The sequence below is a fragment of the Arthrobacter sp. zg-Y769 genome, from assembly GCF_020907405.1.
GTDB lineage: Bacteria > Actinomycetota > Actinomycetes > Actinomycetales > Micrococcaceae > Arthrobacter_B.
The window spans coordinates 423,578-440,166 of record NZ_JAJJOE010000004.1; the positions used below are offsets into that span (position 1 = coordinate 423,578).

Annotated in this window: 15 protein-coding genes; 7 read left to right on the forward strand and 8 right to left on the reverse strand. The window is 62.1% G+C overall.

Translation table 11 applies throughout. The features are described from left to right. Positions 1–77: 77 nt before the first annotated feature. The 6 genes from LOC60_RS04235 to LOC60_RS04260 all read right to left on the reverse strand — a co-directional run bounded on the left by LOC60_RS04235 (position 78) and on the right by LOC60_RS04260 (position 6,620). A complete protein-coding gene (locus LOC60_RS04235) occupies positions 78–878 on the reverse strand; it encodes an HpcH/HpaI aldolase family protein (protein ID WP_230022477.1) in 801 nt (266 codons plus the stop codon). Beyond that, entirely contained in the window at positions 863–1,648 is a 786-nt protein-coding gene (hpaH, locus tag LOC60_RS04240) for a 2-oxo-hept-4-ene-1,7-dioate hydratase (protein WP_230022479.1), read from the reverse strand. Before hpaH ends, LOC60_RS04235 begins: the two co-directional genes overlap by 16 nt. A gap of 83 nt (positions 1,649–1,731) precedes the next feature. Then, entirely contained in the window at positions 1,732–2,829 is a 1,098-nt protein-coding gene (gene hpaD, locus LOC60_RS04245; RefSeq protein ID WP_230022883.1) for a 3,4-dihydroxyphenylacetate 2,3-dioxygenase, read from the reverse strand. 49 nt (positions 2,830–2,878) lie between these two features. Continuing rightward, the gene (gene hpaE, locus LOC60_RS04250) at positions 2,879–4,396 is read right to left on the reverse strand and encodes a 5-carboxymethyl-2-hydroxymuconate semialdehyde dehydrogenase (RefSeq protein WP_230022482.1); all 1,518 of its coding nucleotides are present in this window, start codon (positions 4,394–4,396) and stop codon (positions 2,879–2,881) included. Positions 4,397–4,422: 26 nt separating this feature from the next. Further along, positions 4,423–5,139, reverse strand: coding sequence for a GntR family transcriptional regulator (locus LOC60_RS04255; RefSeq protein WP_230022485.1), 717 nt, complete (start codon positions 5,137–5,139; stop codon positions 4,423–4,425). Continuing rightward, complete coding sequence (locus tag LOC60_RS04260) at positions 5,136–6,620, reverse strand: fumarylacetoacetate hydrolase family protein (RefSeq protein WP_230022488.1); 1,485 nt, start codon at positions 6,618–6,620, stop codon at positions 5,136–5,138. Before LOC60_RS04260 ends, LOC60_RS04255 begins: the two co-directional genes overlap by 4 nt. A gap of 530 nt (positions 6,621–7,150) precedes the next feature. Between LOC60_RS04260 and LOC60_RS04265 the strand changes: the two genes are divergently transcribed. From LOC60_RS04265 to larC, 7 genes are all read left to right on the forward strand, one after another. After that, positions 7,151–8,239: a 2-keto-3-deoxygluconate permease gene (locus tag LOC60_RS04265; protein ID WP_269440150.1), complete on the forward strand. Its 1,089-nt coding sequence runs from the start codon at positions 7,151–7,153 to the stop codon at positions 8,237–8,239. 96 nt (positions 8,240–8,335) lie between these two features. After that, the gene (locus tag LOC60_RS04270; RefSeq protein ID WP_230022492.1) at positions 8,336–9,061 is read left to right on the forward strand and encodes a FadR/GntR family transcriptional regulator; all 726 of its coding nucleotides are present in this window, start codon (positions 8,336–8,338) and stop codon (positions 9,059–9,061) included. 216 nt (positions 9,062–9,277) lie between these two features. Then, positions 9,278–10,369 (forward strand): glycerate kinase, encoded by a 1,092-nt coding sequence (locus LOC60_RS04275; RefSeq protein WP_269440151.1) that lies wholly within the window; start codon positions 9,278–9,280, stop codon positions 10,367–10,369. 368 nt (positions 10,370–10,737) lie between these two features. Further along, entirely contained in the window at positions 10,738–12,045 is a 1,308-nt protein-coding gene (gene larA / locus LOC60_RS04280; RefSeq protein ID WP_230022495.1) for a nickel-dependent lactate racemase, read from the forward strand. Continuing rightward, positions 12,042–12,857, forward strand: coding sequence for an ATP-dependent sacrificial sulfur transferase LarE (gene larE / locus LOC60_RS04285; RefSeq protein ID WP_230022497.1), 816 nt, complete (start codon positions 12,042–12,044; stop codon positions 12,855–12,857). Before larA ends, larE begins: the two co-directional genes overlap by 4 nt. Further along, entirely contained in the window at positions 12,854–13,540 is a 687-nt protein-coding gene (gene larB, locus LOC60_RS04290) for a nickel pincer cofactor biosynthesis protein LarB (protein WP_230022499.1), read from the forward strand. Before larE ends, larB begins: the two co-directional genes overlap by 4 nt. A gap of 7 nt (positions 13,541–13,547) precedes the next feature. Beyond that, entirely contained in the window at positions 13,548–14,711 is a 1,164-nt protein-coding gene (larC, locus tag LOC60_RS04295; RefSeq protein ID WP_230022501.1) for a nickel pincer cofactor biosynthesis protein LarC, read from the forward strand. Positions 14,712–14,828: 117 nt separating this feature from the next. Here larC and LOC60_RS04300 read toward each other — a convergent pair whose 3' ends face one another. Together LOC60_RS04300 and LOC60_RS04305 are read right to left on the reverse strand one after the other, a co-directional pair. Then, positions 14,829–15,590 carry an ABC transporter ATP-binding protein gene (locus LOC60_RS04300; RefSeq protein WP_331460775.1) on the reverse strand — a complete coding sequence of 254 codons (762 nt, stop codon included), beginning with the start codon at positions 15,588–15,590 and terminating at the stop codon, positions 14,829–14,831. After that, complete coding sequence (locus LOC60_RS04305; RefSeq protein ID WP_230022516.1) at positions 15,587–16,504, reverse strand: ABC transporter substrate-binding protein; 918 nt, start codon at positions 16,502–16,504, stop codon at positions 15,587–15,589. Before LOC60_RS04305 ends, LOC60_RS04300 begins: the two co-directional genes overlap by 4 nt. Positions 16,505–16,589: the final 85 nt, after the last annotated feature.

Here is a 16,589-nt window from a genome sequence, read left to right on the forward strand (position 1 = left end):
AATTTGTGCAGTTTCGATTTCCAGCGGTCGCCGGCTCTCAGCGGCTACGGCGGTGCCGGACGGTGAAACAGTGGAAATCAGTAACTCGCCCGGGCGCCGTCGTCCGCAGATGAAATGAACTTCGCTGCCAGGGCCTCGCTGCCCCGGGCCAGCAGGGCGACGTCGGCCCCCACCAGGATGAAGTCCACACCGGCCTTGATATAGCGGCGGGCGGTGGCCTCGGCAAAGGCATTCACGCCCACCGGTTTCCCGGCCGCCTTCACCGCCCGGATGCAGTGCTCGACGGCGGCAATCACGTCGGGATGCTCCTGCTGGCCGAGATGGCCCATGGACGCGGCGAGGTCCGCCGGCCCGATGAACAGCCCGTCCACCCCGTCGACGGCGGCAATCGCCTCCACGTTTTCGACGGCGGCGGCGGTCTCGATCTGCACCAGCAGCGTCACGGACTCCGCGGCGTGCTCGAGGTACCCCTCGATCCGGTTCCAGCGCGACGCGCGGGCCAGTGCACTGCCCACCCCGCGGATACCGAGCGGCGGATACCGTACACCCCGGACCAGGTCGGCGGCCTGTTCCGGGGTGTCGACCATGGGAATCAGCAGGTTCTGCGCCCCCAGGTCCAGGTACTGCTTGAGCAGCACCGCATCCCCGGACGGCGGACGCACCACAGCAGTGACCGGATAACCGTGCACCGCCTGCAGCTGGGCGAGCAGGGATTCCAGCCCGTTGGGACTGTGCTCGGCGTCGATCAGCAGCCAGTCCAGGCCTGACCCGGCACAGATTTCGGCGACCAGCGGGCTGCCGGAACAGACCCACATACCGGTCTGCCGGCCGCCGCCGGCCAGCCGGGCGGCGAAGGTTTCCTCTACTCGAAGCGGCATGTGATGGTTCCCAACGGTCCGTAGTCGGCAAAGACGGTGTCGCCCTTGTATACCCACATCGGGCGGGTGAAGGAGCCGGCGAGGATGATTTCCCCGGCCTCCAGCGAAGTGCCGTGCACGGCAAGCTTGTTCGCCAGCCAGTACACGCCCGCCGCCGGATGGTTGAGCACCCCGGCGGCCACACCGGTTTCCTCGATGCCCTGGTTGCGGTACAGCAGCGCCGACACCCAGCGCAGGTCCACGTCGGCAGGCTTCACCGGGTTTCCGCCCACCACCATGGCGCCCATCGCCGCGTTGTCCGCGATGGTGTCCACGATGGTCCGGCCCTCCATCTCGATCCGGGAGTCCAGGATTTCCAGTGCGGGCACCACGTAGTCCGTGGCATCCAGGACGTCGAACAGCGTGCAGTTCGGCCCGGAGAGCGGCTTGCCCAGCACGAACGCCAGCTCCACCTCCACCCGCGGATGCGTGTAGCGGTCCCACTCCAGGGTGCAGCCGTTTTCCAGCACCATGTCATCGAGAATGACGCCGTAGTCGGGTTCGGTGATGCCGGTCGCGGCCTGCATGGCCTTGGAGGTGAGGCCGATCTTGTGCCCGGCCAGGGACCGCCCGGAGGCGATCAGCCGTTCCCGCCACAGGTTCTGCACCGCGTAGGAGTCCTCGATGGTCATGTCCGGGTAGCGCGCGGTCAGGCGCGGCACCGGGGTGCGGGTGCGCTGGGCTTCGAGCAGCTCATCGGCCACCGCCCGGAGGGTCTGTTTATCTAACACGGCGATTCCTTTGGGTTCAGAGGGTGCAGCGAGTTGGAGGGTGCGACGACGACGACGCGGGGCTGGCGCCGTCGTCGGGCGGTCTAGAGCTGGGTGCCGATCTTGAAGCCCTGCGCGGCTTCGCCCGCGGAGCCGCCGCCGTCGTCGTCGGGACGGGTGTAGGAGAAGCCGTCCGCGCCGATGGTGACCGCCATTTCGGAGGTTTCGGTGCGGGCGGTGAGCGGCTGCGGGTTGCCGTCCAGGTCCAGCACCAGGGAGGCCTCGGTGTACCAGGACGGGACCACGGGGTTGCCCCACCAGTCGCGGCGCTGGTTGTCGTGGACGTCCCAGGTGATGGTGGGGTTGTCCGGATCGCCGGTGTAGTAGTCCTGCGTGTAGATCTCGATGCGGTGGTCGTCCGGGTCGAGGATGTAGAGGTAGAAGGCGTTGGAGACGCCGTGCCGGCCGGGGCCGCGTTCGATCCGGTCGGAGATGCGCAGGGCGCCCATCTTGTCGCAGATCTGGATGATGTTGTGCTTTTCGTGCGTGGCGAAGGCCATGTGGTGCATGCGCGGGCCGTCGCCGCCGGTCAGCGCGGTGTCGTGGACGGTGTGCTTGCGGTGCATCCAGGCGGCGTAGGTGACGCCGTCGGAATCCTTGATGTCCTCGGAGACGCGGAAGCCCAGGTCCTCCAGGTAGGCGCGGCCGCGGGGCACGTCCGGGGTGACCTGGTTGAAGTGGTCCAGGCGGACCAGTTCCCCGGCGGAGTAGAGGTCGTAGCGCTGGGTGAGGCGTTCCACGTGCTCGGTTTCGTAGAAGAACTCGTAGGGGAAGCCCAGCGGGTCCTCCACGCGCACGGAGTCGCCGATGCCCTTGGTGAAGCCGTCCTGCCGGCGTTCGGTGCGGCAGCCCAGTTCCTGGTAGTACGCCTCGGCCACGTCCACGTCTTCGGGGGTGCGGACGCGGTAGGCCAGGGCGGCGACGGCGGCCATCGGTCCCTTGCGCAGCACCAGGTTGTGGTGGATGAACTCCTCGAGGGAGCGCAGGTAGATGGCGTTCTCGTCCTCTTCGGTGACATGCAGGCCGAGGACGTCCACGTAAAACTTCCGGGACCGTTCCAGATCGGTGACCACCAGGTCCGTGTAGGCGCAGCGGACAATGTCCGGCGGGGCGATGCTGGGGGTGGGAATGCGGTTTTCGATCTCCATGGTTTTGCTCCTTTGCAAAAGGCGGGGAAGTGTCGGGGAGGGCTTAGCCGTCGACCTTGGCGGCGTCGTCGGTCCCGAACTTGGGCGTGTGGACCGTGCCCAGGGAAATGTGCACGGCCTGCTGGTCGGTGTAGAAGTCGATGGAGCGGTAACCGCCCTCGTGGCCCAGGCCGGAGGCCTTCACGCCGCCGAACGGGGTGCGCAGGTCGCGGACGTTGTGGCTGTTGAGCCAGACCATCCCGGCCTCGGTGTTCTGCGCGAAGTTGTGCGCGCGGGTGAGGTCCTGCGTCCAGATGTAGGCGGCCAGGCCGTACTTGGTGTTGTTGGCCAGTTCCAGGGCCTGGGCTTCGGTGTCGAACGGGGTGATGGCGACGACGGGGCCGAAGATCTCCTCCTGGAAGATGCGGGCATCGGGGGCGACGTCGGCGAAGACGGTAGGTGCGATGTAGTTGCCTTCTTCGAGTCCTTCGGGGCGTCCGCCGCCGGCGAGCAGGCGGCCTTCGGTCTTGCCGATTTCCACGTAGGAGGCGACCTTGTCGAAGTGCTCCGGGTGCACCAGGGCGCCGACCTGGGTCTTCGGATCGTGCGGGTCGCCGACGACGATGGTCTTGGCGCGGGCGGCGAAGCGGTCGCAGAATTCGTCGTAGACCGGGCGTTCGACCAGGATGCGGGAGCCGGCGGTGCAGCGTTCCCCGTTGAGGGAGAAGACGCCGAACAGGGCGGAGTCGATCGCGGCGTTCAGGTCGGCGTCGGCGAAGATGACGCAGGGGCTCTTGCCGCCGAGCTCCATGGACAGGCCCTTCAGGTTTTCCGCGGCGTTGCGGAAGATGGTCTGCCCGGTGGTGGTTTCGCCGGTGAAGGAGATCAGCGGGACCTGCGGGTGCTTCACCAGGGCGTCGCCGGCTTCCTCGCCCAGGCCGTTGACGAGGTTGAACACCCCGGCGGGGACGCCGGCGTCCGTGAAGATGTCGGCCCAGAGCGAGGCGGAAAGCGGAGTGAATTCGGCCGGCTTGAGCACCACGGTGTTGCCGGTGGCCAGGGCCGGGGCGAGCTTCCAGGACTCGAGCATAAACGGGGTGTTCCACGGGGTGATGAGCCCGGCGACGCCGATCGGCTTGCGGTTCACGTAGTTGATCTGGGCGCCGGGGACCTTCATGGCGTCGTCGAACTGGGCCACGATCAGGTCCGCGAAGAAGCGGAAGTTCTCCGCTGCGCGCAGGGCCTGGCCCTTGGCCTGGGTGATGGGCAGGCCGGTGTCGAAGGTTTCCATTTCAGCCAGGCGTTCTTCCTGGGCCTCCACGGCGTCGGCAATCTTGTTGAGGATGCGGGCGCGTTCGCGCGGCTTCATTTTCGGCCAGGGACCGTTCACGAAGGCTTCGCGGGCGGCGGCGACGGCGGCGTCGATGTCTTCCTTCTGCCCGGCGGCGGCGGTGGCGTAGGTCTTGTTGGTGACCGGATCCAGCACGTCGAAGGTGGCGCCGCTGGCGGAGTCCACGAACTTGCCGTTGATGAAGTGCTGGATGTGGGTGGGCAGGTTTTCGGGGACGAAGTGCGTCGGCATGGGGTGTTCCTCTTTCGTCGTTTGCGTTAGATCGGGGAGGGCGGCTGGTGGCTTTGGGCCAGGAAGGCGTTGAGCGTGTTGGTGCGGTGCGCGCGGGCGGCGTGCTCGACGTCGGGGGCCGGGGCGTGTGCCTCGATCAGGCCCAGCAGCGCCTCGTGTTCCTGCACCGAGGCGTGCGCCCGGTCCGGGACGTACCGGAAGACGGAGGAGCGCATGCGGCCCAGCCGGTTCCAGCCGCGGTGGACCAGGTCGAGGATGTGCGGATTGGGGCAGCGGGCGTAGAGCAGGGCGTGGAACTCGGTATTCAGGGCGGTGAAGCGGACCGGGTCGAAGTTGTTCAGGACCTCGCGCATCTGGTTGTTGAGGTCCCGGGCCTTCGCCAGTTCCTCGGCGCTGATGTCCGGGGCGGCCAAGGCGGTGGCGGCGCCTTCGATGATGCTGAGGGTCTGCATGGTGTGCAGGTACTGGTCCGGGTCGATGCCGGCCACGGTGGCGCCGACGTTGCGGACAAAGTGCACCAGCCCTTCGGCTTCGAGCCGGCGGATGGCTTCGCGGACGGGGACCACGCTGCAGCCCATCTCGGTAGCGATGCTGCTGAGCACCAGGCGGTAGCCCGGGCTCAGTTCGCCGCCGAGGATGCCGTCCTTCAGCTGGGCATAGGCCTGCTCCGACTTGGAGCCGGTGGCGGTGGCTGTGCTGGCGGCTTGCCCGGTGCTGCTCGCCGTCCGGCTCACGCTGCTCATGCCTGTTCCGCTGCCCAGGCCTCGTACTTTTCCTTCCAGGCGGCGTTCATAGGGTAGAGCCCGTCCACGCCGTGGCCGGCCTTCACCATTTGTGCGATGAACTCTTCCTGGTGTTCCTGCTTCAGGCACGCCTCCACCAGCTCCTCGGCGAGGGCCGGCGGGATGACGAGGATGCCGTCGTCGTCGGCCACGATGATGTCGCCGGGCTGCACGGTGGCGCCGCCGCAGGCGATGGTGATGTCGGTGTCCCAGGGGACGTGTTTACGGCCAAGCACGGCGGGGTGCGGGGTGGCGCAGTAGACGGGCAGGTCAATGCCGGCGACGGTGGAGTAGTCGCGGACGCCGCCGTCGGTGATGATGGCGGCGGCGCCGTTGTGCTTGGCGCGCAGGGCGAGGATGTCGCCCAGGGTGCCGGTGCCCTTTTCGCCGCGGGCTTCCATGACCAGGATTTCGCCGTCGCCGACGGAGTCGATGGCGCGTTTCTGCGCGTTGTAGCCGCCGCCGTGGGTCTTGAAGAGGTCCTCACGGTTGGGCACGAAGCGCAGGGTGCGGGCGGTGCCGACCACCTTGCGGCCGGGGCGGGTGCCGGTGAGGCCGTCGATCGAGACGTTGTTCAGGCCGCGGGCGCGCATCTGGGAGGACAGGGTGGCCGTCGCGACGGATTCGAGCTTCGCCTTGAGTTCCGGGGGAAGGATTTTGGCCTGCTCCTCCTGCGTTTCCTGCTGCGGGGCGAGGCCGGCCTTTTCCGCGGAGCCCCAAGCTTCTTCGCGCTGCTTGTCGTCGATCTTCGGCTGCGCGCCGAAGGAGGCCAGCGGCGTGATGCCGTCGGTGACGGTGGTGGCGAGCCGGCCGGTGGTTTTATCCGCGCCGGGGACGTCCACTTCAACTTCGAGGCGGTCACCGGGGACGGCCACGGAGGCGCCGGCAGGGGTGCCGGTGAGGATCAGGTCGCCCGGTTCCAGGGTGAGCAGCTGGGAGAGGTCGGCGACCAGCTGACTAAAGGGGAAGAGCAGGTCTGCGGTGGTGTCATCCTGCGCGAGTTCCCCGTTGACCCAGGTGCGGATGCGCAGGGCCGCGGGGTCGACGTCGGCCGCGTTGAGGATGTGCGGGCCCACGGGGGTGAAGCCGTCGCCGCCCTTGGAGCGGAGGTTGGAGCCTTTGTCTGCCCAGCGCAGGTCGTACACGCCCAGGTCGTTGCTGGCGGTCACTCCCCCGACGTAGCTCCAGGCGTCTTCGATGCTCACGCGGCGGGCGGTCTTGCCGATGATGAGGGCGATTTCGCCTTCGAAGCCGAGGAGTTCGCAGCCGGCGGGGCGTTCCACGCTGCCGCCGGTCAGGGCCAGGGAGGAACTGGGCATGAGAAAGTACGAGGGCTGTTCCGGGGTGCGTCCGCGTTCTGCTGCCCGCGAGGGGTAGTTGATGTGGACGGCGATGACCTTGCCGGCCTGCTTCAGCGTGTCCTTCGTGGCGTCGTTGCCCATGTCTCTCCTGCATCAAGTACGAAATCGTATATGATCAGGGTCACATGTGGTGCGGGTCACGTCAAGGGCGTGGTGGGATGACTAGCTGCTTGCCCCGAGCACCCCCATTCGCTTTCACCGGCTACATGATCCCAAAGAATCTCCAGAACACTTGACCGGCCGCCCTCGACCCACCTAGGTGGCGCGGGACCTTTCCATGGGACTCTGACTCACCGAAAACGACCAACTCGCGGAGATGCGCCCGACAGTTGGTTATTCATCAACCTTTCCATGGCGAGCAGGAGCAGGCCGGCCGGCATGGCTCGAATCAGGAGCAGAATTCAATGCCCGTGAATTCAATGATCGGTGCCCTGCCTGCTATTACCCCAACGGCCCCAACAGCCTTGCGCGGATCTTCATTCGACAACTGATAAACATCGACCGGTTGACCAATCGTGATGCAGATCATAGAGTCTTGCGTAGTCATGGGCGGCACTAACCCTGCGGCACACTCACGTCAGGAAGCTGACCCGATTCAAAGGCAAAACAAAATGGCTAAGTCTCATAGCTCTCGCGGTGGGCTCCAGGGCGTGGGGCGCGTTCTGGGAAAGATTCCAGGCGCTGCAATGATCATTCCGCTGTTCCTTGGCGCACTCATCAACACTTTCCTTCCTGAACTACTGGATATTGGTAGCTTTACCACTGCTCTGTTCCGAGACGGCACGGGCGCGCTCCTTGCACTCTTCTTCTTTTGCCTCGGAGCCCAACTCGATCTCCGCACGGCGCCGGTAACGCTCGAAAAGGGCTTCGCTATCCTTATCGGCAAGGTGGGAATTGGTATCGCCATTGGGCTTGGCGTTGCCTTCCTCGCGCCCGGGGGAACGCTTTTCGGGTTGCTTCCACTCGCGATCATCGCGGCAATGACGAATTCAAACTCAGCTCTTTACGTCGCACTAACCAAGCAGTTTGGCAATGCCAGCGACCGCGGTGCCATCTCAGTCGTTGCAATGAATGACGGTCCGTTCTTCACCATGATCGCCCTTGGGGCAGCCGGACTCGCTTCCTTCCCTATCGAGATGCTAATTGGCATCCTGCTTCCCTTGTTCATTGGGTTCTTTGTAGGAAATGTGAGTGGAACGGCCCGCGAATTCCTCAAGCCGGGAGAAGCACTTACCATCCCGTTTATTGGATTCGTAGTGGGCACGGGTATCGATTTCGGAACCTTCGTGCAGGCAGGACTCCCCGGCGCCCTGCTTGGAGTGATGACCGTCGTATTCTCCGGCGGTGCGGCCATGGGCGTGCTCTGGGTTATACATGTCATCCGCCGGCGTCCGAAGCCGGCACGCAACCTTATCGCTGGCGCTGCGGAGTCGACGACTGCCGGCAACGCGATCGCCACGCCCGCGGCGATTACGCTTGTCGATCCAAGCTTTGCCGGTATCGAAGCTGTCGCCACCGCCCAAATCGCGGCGGCGACTGTCGCTACCGCGATTATCGTCCCATTCCTGGTCGCAGCCATCTCGCGCTGGCAAGATCGGCGCGGGGTTGGTCCAGCGCAGGAAGACGAGTGGAACTTTGGGCGCAATAGGGAGCCGGCAGCTGAGGAAAATCCGGCACCTGAGGAAAGTGCCGTCCGATAGCGGGGAAGTTCAGGCTCATTCCGCTGCGACACCGTCTCCGGCGCATCAGAGCAGCAATGACTTGATTGCTTACGACAGGCAAGGACGGATGCAGTGATGAACTCCCATAAAACTACGCTCGAGGTGTGGCATAAGTTTCGACCAGTCACGGGGACGCAATCCGTAGCTGACATCGTGCAAAGCATCATCCGGGGAGCGACCGAATCCGGTCTCGCCCAAGGAGACAAACTGCCACCCGAACGTCACCTCGCCGAGATGCTAGGAATAGGACGCTCACAACTTCGTGAAGCGCTCAAATGTCTGGATGTCTTGGGGTTTATCAGCATCAGGCAGGGAGACGGCACCTATCTTTCATCAAGCCCTGCGAGCTTATTGCCAAAGGTGATTTCCTGGGGCCTTCTCCTCGACACCAACGAAGCTCACCAGCTCATCGAGGCGCGGAGCTACTTGGAGAATATCCTTGTCCGTCTTGCCGCAGAACGCAGCACGCCCGAGGATCGGCATCTGATCGGATTCGAATTGAGTCGGATGAGATATGCCGCAAAGGCAACTGAGTTTGCGGATGCCGATTCTCAGTTTCATCTGGCTATCGCACGCGCCGCCCATAACTCTGTTCTGTCGTCAACACTAGAAAGCATAAAGTCGCTTTTGCAGGCGTGGATTGTTCGCGTGATCAGTTTTGCCGAGAATCAAAGCGAAATCCTCCACCAGCATGAGCGCATTCTGGAGGCAATCAATGCCGCAGATCCCGATGCTGCGGCTGCCGCGATGGACCAACACATCACTGAAGCCACGCAACACCTACAATCGGCGCTTGAATAGTTCCAGGGTTTTACTTTATTTAGGACTGGAATGAAATCGGCACACTCACTAGTCTCGCCAGGCCCCAACAGGCGGGCTCCTTTTCAGGAGAAAACACATAATGTACATTGATTTACGTAGATTTCTTCGCCCCCGAACGCTCAACCTGCCGCGAGACGCGAGGGAAGCTTGATGACTATGTTCGATTCACTGCATTCGAAGAGCCACCGGGTGGTTATGGCTCCCGATTCATTCAAAGGCACCATGGATGCCAGGGACGTCGCCGCAGCAATGCGTAAGGGATGGGCCGCGGAACGGCCGCAGGACCATGTCACATTGGCACCCATGGCTGACGGAGGCGAAGGCACATTGGAGGCATTTGCATTCGCCTACCCAACCGCCAAACGATGCCCGATTACCGTGCAGGGTCCAGATAACCGGAACGTTCAGACTGAGTGGCTTCTGCTACCCGACGGCCGCGCGGTTATAGAACTCGCTTCGACAAGCGGCATTACTCTCATTGGGACCCCGGATCCGTTGGGAGCGCACACACGCGGGTTTGGTCAGGCCATTCGCGCTGCCCACGCTGCTGGCGTGAACGGAATGATCCTCGCAGTGGGCGGAAGCTGCTCTACTGATGGCGGCGTCGGAGCCCTTCGGGAGCTCGGCGCAGTGTTCCGCGACGAGAACGGAGAGGAAATAGCGGACGGTGGAGCGGGTTTGTCCCACTGCATGGACGTCGACTTAGAGTCGTTGCTTGATCTGCCTCCAAATGGGGTTGAGGTTCTGTGCGACGTCACCAATCCGCTGTGTGGGGATCTTGGGGCAGCCCGAGTATTCGGTCCTCAGAAAGGCGCGACCGAAAAGGACATATCTTTTCTCGACAACGCCCTCCAGCAACTTGTTCATGCAGTTTCCCAGCATAACCAGGGCGCTGCGAAGCTCGCTGTCACACCCGGCGCCGGAGCCGCTGGTGGAATGGCCTACGGACTCCTCCTATGGGGAGCGCAGATAGCCGCCGGATCACAGGCTGTGGGAGACGCTCTAGGCCTTCCGGGCATAATTTCCTCGGCCGATATGGTGATCACAGGAGAGGGTCGCTTCGATCGGCAAAGCGCGGCCGGAAAGGTTCCTTCCTACATACTCCGGCTCGCCGCCCTCCAGGGCATTCCAGCCGCACTGGTAGCGGGGCAAATAGAGGGACCGGTTTCCGGATTCACGAGCAGCTGTTCGTTGTTGGAGTTAGCCGGAAGCGCTGCAGAAGCTATGGCCTCTCCAGGTCGGTGGGTTGTTCAGGCTACGGCCAAGATCGCCACTCAGAACCGCTAGAACAGCCGCGGTCCCCCCAACCTAATTCACCGGGGTAGGTACGATGTAATGAGTTTGTGGGGGTTAGCAGATGGAGAGGTAGAGTTGCGGTTGCCCCAACATCACAGAAGAGTTGTTTGATCCCGCTGCATAGACTGCTAATCGATGCCGTGGGCCGCATTCTTTCACGATGCTGCAGCTATGCCGGACAAAGTCCTCTGATATATGGCCAAGCTGATCGCAGACCAAGGCAACGGGAAACGTGTGAGCTTTGTGCCTTATCCACATCCCACAACGAGCCTGATTTGCGCGCAACCAGTTTTATTTGATCGTGTTCAATGCGCAGGGTACGCCAGTGGGCAGATCTCGAGCAGCACAGGAGTAATAGCATGCAGGAAACCGATACGACATCGATTGCAGTGGAAATCGCCTACGGCAAGACGGGCCTTACGGTTGAGTTGCCAGCCGACCGCACTACAGTAGTCACTCCGCTTCAACAGGCAGCGGCAAACGACATACCTGCCACACTTCGCGCCGCCCTCGCGAATCCCGTCGCCGGTCCCCCGCTGCGTGATGTGGTCCGGCCTGGCCAGACCATCGCTGTCTCCATGTGCGACTCCACACGCCCTCAGCCACGGGAACTAATGATCCGTGCGTTGCTTGAGGAGCTCGAGGGAATAGCTACCCGTGAGGATTTCGTGCTTCTGGTTGCCACCGGTACCCACCGGGGCAATACCGACGAAGAGATCCGCGGCATGATTGGTGATGATCTTGCCGATACCATGCGTGTCATCAACCACGACGGCCGCGACCCTAATGAGTTGGCATGGCTCGGAACTTATGGTGAGGGCGTGCCGGTATGGCTCAACCGCCACTGGGTCGAGGCAGATGTCAAAATTACAACGGGCTTCGTGGAACCCCATTTCTTCGCGGGTTTCAGCGGAGGCCCCAAACTCGTGGCTCCGGGGCTAGCAGGTTTGGAAACGGTCCTCACGCTGCACAATGCAGAAAGGATCGGAAGTCCCCAAGCTACCTGGGCCGTCTGTGAGGGAAACCCCGTCCACGACGACATCCGCGCGATCGCCTCTCAAACCGGCGTGGACTTCGCGTTCGACGTCGTCCTGAATCGAGAACAGAAAGTCGTTCAGGCGTTCGGCGGCGAACTACTTCCCATGCACGCTGCGGCTCGCCAGCTCGTCCGCGAGGTTTCCATGCGGCCGGTACCGCAGAAGTACGACATCGTCATCACGACGAATGCAGGGTTCCCCCTTGATCAGAACGTTTACCAATCAGTCAAGGGCATGACGGCGGCGGCAACGATCGTCAAGCCTGGCGGACTCATCATCTGCGCCGCTGAGTGCAGCGATGGGTTCCCCGATCATGGCTCTTTCCGCGAAGTCCTGGCCTCCGCGCCCACGCCCGCTGATCTTCTTCGCACCATCTCAGAGCGGACCGAAACCGTTCCTGACCAGTGGCAGGTACAGGTTCTCGCCCGGGTTCTCGCTACCGCCCGCGTCGGCATGCACACGACGTACCTCACCGATGAGCAATTACGAACTGCCCATCTCTTCCTTGTCGAAGACATTGCCCAGGCTGTAGCCGACGAGCTGAAGGCTGTGGGCCCCCACGCCCGTATCTGTGTGCTTCCAGAGGGTCCTCAAACCATTCCCTATCTCTCTGAGGAGACGCAACAATGAGTGTTTTGCTCGATCGACTGAAGGAGCGACTGGCTCAGGAGGACAAGCTCATCGTGGCGTTCTCCGGCGGAGCCGACTCGGCATTACTTGCAACCGTCGCACATCAGGTGCTGGGTGATCGAGCTGTTGCGGTCACCGCAGTGTCGGCCAGTCTACCCACGTCCGAGCGACGGGCAGCGAAGAAATTTGCCCGTGAGCAGGGAATCACTCACGTTGAGGTCTGCACAGACGAATTGGACAATGAACAGTACGTCGCCAATGACGGCAACCGCTGCTTCCACTGCAAAAGCGCACTCTTTGACGCCCTGGTTCCGCTGGCAAACCTCATGGGTGCCCGGATGGCTCTAGGAACGAATTTGGATGATCTTGGTGACCACCGTCCTGGCCAGGCTGCGGCGGCGCAGCGCGGTTCCGTGTTTCCAATGGTGGATGCGTCCCTCACCAAGGCTGATGTACGCGCCATCAGCTCTGAACTCGGTTTGTCCACAGCCACGAAACCCGCGGCCGCTTGCCTGTCCTCCCGTGTTGCCTACGGTGATGAAGTCAGCGAAGAGGTGCTGTCACGCATCGAGATCGCTGAGGACGCCTGCCGCACGGCGGGACTCCGTGAGTTCCGCGTGCGTGCGCACGCGAATGGAACACTGGCACGGCTAGAGATCGCCGAAAACGAGCTTGAGGCAGCTTTCGCCCGCCGCAAGGAGCTAAGGGACGCACTACGGGGAGCCGGCTTCCTGTTCACTTCGCTGGATATGGCCGGATTGCGTAGTGGCAGCATGAATACCATGTTGAACCTTAGGCCGGTCAGCCGATGAACGGGCAGTACGTTCCACCGCAAAACCTCACCCTTGATTTGGATCGGGAAACTCGGCAGGGTCTGCCCGAGGTGATTTATGGCCCCGGCAAAACTCCGCAGGAGATCGCTACGGCGGCCAGCACGCTCCTCAAGGGCAATGACGGTCCTGTCCTCGTGACCCGGATCGACGAGGACACAGCTGCGCAGGTCTTAGCGACGGTCCCCGGAGGAACATATCTCAATGCAGCACGGCTGCTGGTGTGGCGACCGGCTTCAGCCGGGGACTTCACGCTGGGAGTGGTCACCGCGGGGACTGCAGACGGCCCCGTGGCCAGCGAGGCTGCGGGTATGGCTTCCTCAATCGGGATGCGAGTGGTGGAAATCCGTGATGTCGGCGTTGCCGGCATCGACAGGATCCTCAACCGAGTGAAGGACATCCGTGCGTGCGACGCTGTCGTCGTCGTCGCCGGCATGGAAGGGGCCTTGGCTAGTGTTGTAGGAGGGCTGGTTGCCGCGCCGGTAATTGCTGTCCCCACCTCCACCGGATACGGGGCTGCGCTGGAGGGAGTGACGGCTATGCTCGCGATGATGACATCGTGTGCGGCCGGAGTGACGGTCGTAAATATCGACTCCGGGTTCGGAGCCGCAATGGCTGCGCATCGGCTGACTCAATTGCCCATCCGCCAGATTCCTACCTCATGAGGCGACCTTGATCCTCTTCCTTAACCCCATTGCCGGTCTCTCCGGTGATATGCTCCTTGGCGCATTAGTGGATCTGGGGGCGCCCTTGGAGAGTATCCGGGCCTCCATCGAAGCCACCGGCATCACTGGTTGGCGGCTCACCGCTGAGTCGGTCGAACGCCAAGGCGTGCGTGCTACACATGCCGTCGTTGAAGTGGACGATGTCGTGCCCGCACGAGCTGCAGCGGATCTCTTGAAAATGGCCAGCCTAGCCACGCCCCCAGAAGTCGCCGCGATGGCAGTGGCAGCCATAAACTCACTGGCGGAAGTGGAATCGAGGATCCATGGCGTACCTGCAGCCTCGGTCCATCTCCACGAGCTGGGCGGGGTGGACACTATTGTCGACACCGTGGGAGTCGCAGCAGCCCTCCAAGCATTAGACATATCGGAAGTCTGGTCAGGGCCAGTCGGGCTCGGCACCGGACAGGTGAAGGCTGCTCACGGCCTCCTGCCAGTTCCCGCGCCGGCTACCCTAGCCCTCCTCAAGAATGTACCGGTGGTGGGAATCGACACCACCACAGAGACCGTGACTCCAACCGGTGCAGCGCTGCTCCGCGCCATGAACGCCCGGTTCGGACCGATGCCTGCTATGACGATTCGTGATACAGGTTATGGAGCCGGCACCCGCGACACCCCTGGGCGTCCCAATGTAGTCACTGCTGTTCTGGGAACCCCTGCACTCAACACCGCCCATACTCAGTCCATGACGATGTTGGAAACTACCGTCGACGACGTCACTGGTGAAGTCCTCGGACATCTTATAAACGAGTTGCTCGAAGCAGGTGCCGCTGATGCATGGATCGCACCTGTTGTCGGAAAAAAGAACCGGCCCGCCCATGTCATTTCAGCGCTTTGCCTGCATCAGTCAGTTCCTTCGGTGGAGGAACGCCTCCTCAAGTCGACCGGCACCCTGGGAGTGCGTCACACGCTTGTTGACCGGCGCGCATTGCCCCGGGAATGGTCAAAGGTGGATGTGGAAGGCTCATCTGTCCGCATAAAGATAGGTCCACACCGCGTTAAGCCCGAGCACGCTGATCTTGTGGCCGCTTCGGAAGCAACCGGCATCCCGCTCCGCGTGCTCGCCGATCGGATCATAGATCAATTCAGGGCCGAAGCGTCCCAGAACCGATAGGAATCCAGGCGCGACCGCCAGGGCTCCTATTGACTCCCTCGCGCCAATGACATCCCAGCCGTCTGCATTGGCCGCATAGAGTGAACTTCTGACGCCGGATGCTGAACTCGATGGCGCCTATGCTTCCGAGGGGTAAAACAAGAGGTGTATCTGGGCATCCAGATCGAGACGGCGGACGCGGACACCGTAGACGGACTCTAGGAGCAGGGGATCCAAAACCTCGTCCACGGTCCCGTAGGCAGCGACTCGGCCGTGATCGAGCAGCAACAGGTAGTCGCAGTAGCGGGCGGCAAGGTTTAGATCATGGAGCACCACAATACTGCTTGAACCTAATCCACTGAGAAGTGACAGCACTTCGTGCTGATAGCGGATGTCGAGGTGGTTGGTCGGCTCATCCAACAGCATATGCGTTCCCTGCTGAGCCAGGGCACGAGCAATAAGAACCCGTTTTCTCTCGCCTCCAGAAAGCCGGGCGAAGTTTCTGGGGCCCAGATGAAGTATTCCCACCTTCGCTAAAGAATTAGTGGCTATAGTATGGTCCTGGTCGCCAGTGCGTTCAAACGGGCCTAAGTGTGGCCCTCGGCCGAGCAAAACCATCTCGCCGACTGTCATGGTCGATTCTGTATCCGATTCCTGCGTCACCACGGAAAGGCTGCGGGCTGCCTCACGCGGCTTCAGCCGAGCAAGTGGTTGGCCATCAACCGTAACGGTGCCCGCAGCGGGCGCTAGTGAGCCGTAAAGAATACGCAGCAGCGTTGTCTTTCCGCTGCCATTGGGACCGATTAGGCCGAGCACTCTCCCTTCATGCGTCCTGAGGTCGACACCGTCTATTACACGTATGTCTCCGTAGTTGAAACTCAGTCCCTCCGCAACAATCACTTGTTGAAACGCTCGACGATATGCTCGAGCCCATCAACAGCCAGCGGTGTTGCCGGCTCGGTGAAGTCAATGAAATGCGTGAGAACATCCCCGTTCGCTACCGCGGTGATACGCTGCGCTCCCGCCATATCTGAGACAGTCTTTTCCACGAGCGCTGGGTCCCCCTTCGAATACAACAAAATGAGCACATCCGGGTTCAGATTTAGCAATTCCTCAAGACTCACTTCGAAGACGCGGTCCTTCACGTTCCCAAAAACGTTGTCAAATCCCGCAGCCTCCAACTGAGGTTGGGCCATGGAGTAGTTCCCATAGGCATACGTCACTCCACCACCGACCGTTGGATAAAGCACCGCGGCGGTACGTCTGTCCTCGTTACCCGGCTTGACCTCTGCTGCAGACACCCGCTGTTTCAAGGAATTGATATACGAGGCTGCCTCATCACGTCGGTCGAATATTTCGCCATAGACCTCCAACTGATCATAGATACTGTCGAAACTCGGTTCCCCGCTTCCCTCGGTGGTCTGGCAGAATGCCGGTTCCTCGATCAGCGGCGTACCTGTGGAAGCCAGCATCGCCTGATTCAAATTTTCCGCAGCACCAAGTACCAGATCCGGTTGATAGGCGAGGACGGTTTCTCTGGAGATCTGGAGGTGCCCTGAGGAGTCCGTTTTGTCGGTCAATTGCGTGATCCCATCCAGTTCGGACTGGGTCTGCACGTCGTAGTAAGCCGCCGGGTAAACACCTGCTCTGGCCACTACTCGGTCCAGAACGCCGAGGGCATGCAGGGCAGGAATCGGAGCACTCCTAAGCAAGATAAGTTGCTCAGGCGCCTCATTAAAGACAAAGCCACTCCCACAGTTCTTCACTTCCACCGGATAGTGGTCATTCCCATTAGTCCTCCCATCTACCGCCATTGAGTCACTTTCACACGCTGTGAGGGTGAGCAGTGGCAGAAGTCCCAGGGCAACAAAGAAACCGCGGGTCCGTCGGATCCGGATT

Excerpts from the sequence above, each read along its gene's own strand:
- LOC60_RS04275 (WP_269440151.1), top strand. The coding sequence starts at position 9,278 with ATGGCTCCCGATTCATTCAAAGGCACCATGGATGCCAGGGACGTCGCC.
- LOC60_RS04265 (WP_269440150.1), top strand. The coding sequence starts at position 7,151 with ATGGCTAAGTCTCATAGCTCTCGCGGTGGGCTCCAGGGCGTGGGGCGC.
- larE (WP_230022497.1), top strand. The coding sequence starts at position 12,042 with ATGAGTGTTTTGCTCGATCGACTGAAGGAGCGACTGGCTCAGGAGGAC.
- larB (WP_230022499.1), top strand. The coding sequence starts at position 12,854 with ATGAACGGGCAGTACGTTCCACCGCAAAACCTCACCCTTGATTTGGAT.
- LOC60_RS04260 (WP_230022488.1), bottom strand. The coding sequence starts at position 6,620 with ATGGGCAACGACGCCACGAAGGACACGCTGAAGCAGGCCGGCAAGGTC.
- LOC60_RS04235 (WP_230022477.1), bottom strand. The coding sequence starts at position 878 with ATGCCGCTTCGAGTAGAGGAAACCTTCGCCGCCCGGCTGGCCGGCGGC.
- larA (WP_230022495.1), top strand. The coding sequence starts at position 10,738 with ATGCAGGAAACCGATACGACATCGATTGCAGTGGAAATCGCCTACGGC.
- LOC60_RS04305 (WP_230022516.1), bottom strand. The coding sequence starts at position 16,504 with ATGGCGGTAGATGGGAGGACTAATGGGAATGACCACTATCCGGTGGAA.
- LOC60_RS04270 (WP_230022492.1), top strand. The coding sequence starts at position 8,336 with ATGAACTCCCATAAAACTACGCTCGAGGTGTGGCATAAGTTTCGACCA.
- hpaE (WP_230022482.1), bottom strand. The coding sequence starts at position 4,396 with ATGCCGACGCACTTCGTCCCCGAAAACCTGCCCACCCACATCCAGCAC.
- LOC60_RS04255 (WP_230022485.1), bottom strand. The coding sequence starts at position 5,139 with ATGAGCAGCGTGAGCCGGACGGCGAGCAGCACCGGGCAAGCCGCCAGC.